Origin of the sequence: Trebonia sp. (assembly GCF_049794275.1) — a bacterium.
Classification (GTDB): domain Bacteria; phylum Actinomycetota; class Actinomycetes; order Streptosporangiales; family Streptosporangiaceae; genus Trebonia.
In genome coordinates this window covers 1-3,344 of sequence record NZ_JBARCR010001266.1, presented here as the reverse complement: position 1 = coordinate 3,344, position 3,344 = coordinate 1, and the positions used below count along the sequence as shown (strand labels likewise).

The window sequence follows — 3,344 nt, the reverse complement described above, 5'->3', positions numbered from 1 at the left end:
GACACCGACCACGTTCGTGCGGCTAGTGTTACCGCGACCACCAGTGCTTCCGGCGGGGCTTCTCCGTGGTCACGGTCGCGGTCTGGGGCGGCGGGTCGCTGAGGTGGGTCAGCAGAGCCTGGCCGTTGGGGGAGCCGAGGCCCGTGGTCGCGTCCCAGCCGGGGCCTGCGCTGTAGGCACCGTTGTTGCCCTGGGTGATGTCGTTGAAGCCCTGAGCGGCGGCGCCCGCCGTCACGCCCCCGTAGATCAGCGGCTGGAGCAGGCCGAACTTCTTGCCCGTCGCTTGCGCGAGCCGGGCGATCAGGCCGGCCCAGAGCGGCGCCACCGCGCTCGTGCCGCCGATGGGCTGCTGCTTACCGTCGACGACGACCAGGTAGCCGGTCACCGGGTCGGCGTTGCCCGCCACGTCGGGGACCCCGCGGCCGGTGCTGGTGCCGCCCGCGATCGTGGGCACGCCCACGTTCGCCTGCCAGGACGGGAGGGGGAACACGTCGCTGACGCCGCCGCCGCCGGCGCCCTCGTTGTTCGCGAGCTCGTTCCAGACCACCTCAGAGGTGATCGTGTTGGTGCTCAGGTTGCCGATCAGCTGGGTGCCGCCGCAAGCGAGCACGTGCGGGCTCGACGCCGGGAAGTCGACGTGCACCCCGCTGGTGCTGTTCGGGTCGTCACTGCTGCCGTTGTCGCCTGCCGCGACCGTGACCGTCACGCCGAGCGCCGCCGCGTCCGCGAACACGCTGTCCATCGAGTTACGGCTCTGCTCGGACCACTGGTCTTCTGACTGGCCCCAGCTGATCGAGACCACGATCGGGGGTGGCGTGGTGTGCACCGCCTGGGCGATCGCGTTGATGAAGCCCTGGTCGGTGTTGGCCGCGAAGTAGACGAGCTGCGCCGCCTTCGGCGCGACCGCGCCGGCCACCTGGATGTCCAGCTCGACCTCGCCGTCCGAGGGCTGCCCAGGGGAGTTGGACCCGCCGTCGACGCCGACCGCGGTCACCGACGGGGTGGCGAGGCCGAGGCCGCGGAAGTACATGTCCAGGTCACTCTGGGTGTAGCCGCCGCCGAGCTCGATGATCGCGATGGTCTGCCCGGTCCCGTCGGTGCCCGCGGGGAAGTTGTACAGGCTGGCGACCTGCGGCGCGGTGAGCGGCACCGCCGTCGAGGCTGCCGGGGACGCCTCCGGCGTGACCGTCTCCGGCGTCACCGTCTCGGGGGTGACCGTCTCCGGGGTGACCGTCTCTGGCGTCACCGTCTCCGGGGTGACTGTCTCCGGGGTGACCGTCTCGGGGGTGACCGTCTCCGGGGTGACCGTCTCTGGCGTCACCGTCTCCGGGGTGACTGTCTCCGGGGTGACCGTCTCTGGCGTCACCGTCTCCGGGGTGACCGTCTCTGGCGTCACCGTCTCCGGGGTGACCGTCTCCGGCGTGACGGTCCGGCTGGCGGCGGCCGCGGTCAGCCGGCGGAACTGCGGGCGGGCCACTGGGCGGTCGTCGAGGCCCAGCACGGCGGTCACGATCCCGGCCAGTTGGGCGGGCACGGACAGGCTGCCGGACCGGTACCGGTGGGTCGCTTCCCCCGTGCCACCCGGCTGCGGGCTGGTGACGAGGGTCAGCGTCGTGCCGAACGCCGCGGACAGCGCGGCGATCGTCCCGCTCACCATCATGCGGCGCGACCCCTGGTGCGTGTCCGTCACGGTGAGCCCGAGTTCGGTCATGGTCGACGTGACAAGGGCGATGTCGTCTGTCTCGGCCCCGTACTGAGCGTCAAGTTCCTCGTGCGTCACGGTTTCCGGCCCGATGACTAGCGCGGCGGGCACTTGGGCACGTCGCCGCAGCACGAGCGTGACGGTGATCGTCTCGCTCTCGTTGAGCTGTCCGGCGGACTGGACGCCCGATAGCTGCGTCCGCTCGCTGCCGGGCAGCGCTACAAGGTCTGGCATAAGGTTCCTCCCCGTTGAGATGCATGGTCCTACGGGGATTGTGTCGCGTCCGGGGAGTCAGCACCTTACGTTCCGAAGCTATATTTTTTCCCGCTCTTTACCGAGAACGTGCTATCTGGTCCAGGTATCGCGCATTGCCCGCTCCCGTCCGCTACGCATGGTTACTTTTTTCATAAATTCATAATCGGACAGTAACCATGGGCAGGGCCATGCAGGCTTACCGGCGAACTAACCGGCAGACTTCAGCAACGAAACGATTTCAGAGCGCGACCGGGTTGAGGGATTCGAGCTTCGCCCGGACCTCGAACGCCTCCGGATGATGCAGGTCGGCCAGGATCGTCAGCGCCTCTGCCCAGACTTGGCGGGCCGCGCGGAGGTCACCGGTGGACACGTGGGTGTCGCCGAGGTGGGCGAGCGCCATCGCGAGGTTGAAGCGGCTGCCCATCTCCCGCTCGAGCGCGACGGCACGCAGGAAGCAGGCGGTCGCCTCGGCGTGGTCGCCGAGGCGCTGCCAGACGAAGCCCAGAGTGTCCCAGGTGCCGGCCTCGCCAGGGGAGTAGCCGATCGACTGGCACAGCTCGATCGCCTGCGTGCAGTGCGCGCGGGCCTGGCCAAGCTCCCCGAGGTGCGCGTTGTACCAGGCGGATCCGTTCAGCGCGCTGGCCCTGACGAGCTGCATGTACGGGTCGTCTTGCGCGGTCTCGGACAGCCGGAGCGCCTCCTTGACCACCGCGAGCGCCTCCGCGTGCCGCCCCTGGAACTCGAAGGCCTGCCCCATGATCAGGTCCGTGCGCGCCAGCCCGTGCGTGTCGCCGAGCCGGCGGAACAGCTCCTGCGCCTCCGCCAGGCAGCAGTGCGCCTGCGCGTAGTCGCCGAGCATCACCTCGAACGTGCCGAGCCCGCGCAGCGCGTGCGCCTGGCCGAACTGGTCGCCGCACCGCCGGGCGGCCTCCAGCGCGGTGCGGTGCATCCGCGTGCCGTCGTGCCAGTGCCCGCACACGTCGAAGAAGGTCCACAGCACCACGGTCAGCCGCCAGGCGTAGTCGTCGAATCCCTCCCTGGCGGCCAGGTCGATGATCTTGAGGAGCACCTGGTACTCGGCGCGCAGCCAGGCAAGCGCGAAGGGCTTGGCGGCGAACCCCTCCGGGGTCACGAGGGCGCGCGGCCTGCCGAGGTCGACGCGCTGCCGCCCGGGGTAGAGCACCACGTGCGCCCGGCGTGCGGTGTGCAGATAGTGGTCGAGCATGCGATGGATGGCCTCGCGCCGCTCGCGGCCCTCGCGCAGTGCCGCCTGCTCGGCGGCGTAGGCCCGTAGCAGGTCGTGGAACCCGTACCGGCCTGGCGCGCTCTCGATGATGAGGCTGGCCCTGGTCAGGTCGCGCAGCGCCGCGCGCGCCTCGGCGAGCGG

The 3,344-nt window shown here is 70.4% G+C and carries 2 protein-coding genes; both read right to left on the bottom strand.

What is annotated here, in order from left to right:
- Window positions 1-28: 28 nt before the first annotated feature.
- Window positions 29-1,936: a protease pro-enzyme activation domain-containing protein gene (locus WA805_RS30885; protein WP_425244096.1), complete on the bottom strand. Its 1,908-nt coding sequence runs from the start codon at window positions 1,934-1,936 to the stop codon at window positions 29-31.
- Between the two features lie 259 nt (window positions 1,937-2,195).
- Window positions 2,196-3,344 (bottom strand): tetratricopeptide repeat protein (locus WA805_RS30880; protein ID WP_425244095.1); only part of this gene is annotated, 1,149 nt, incomplete at its 5' end.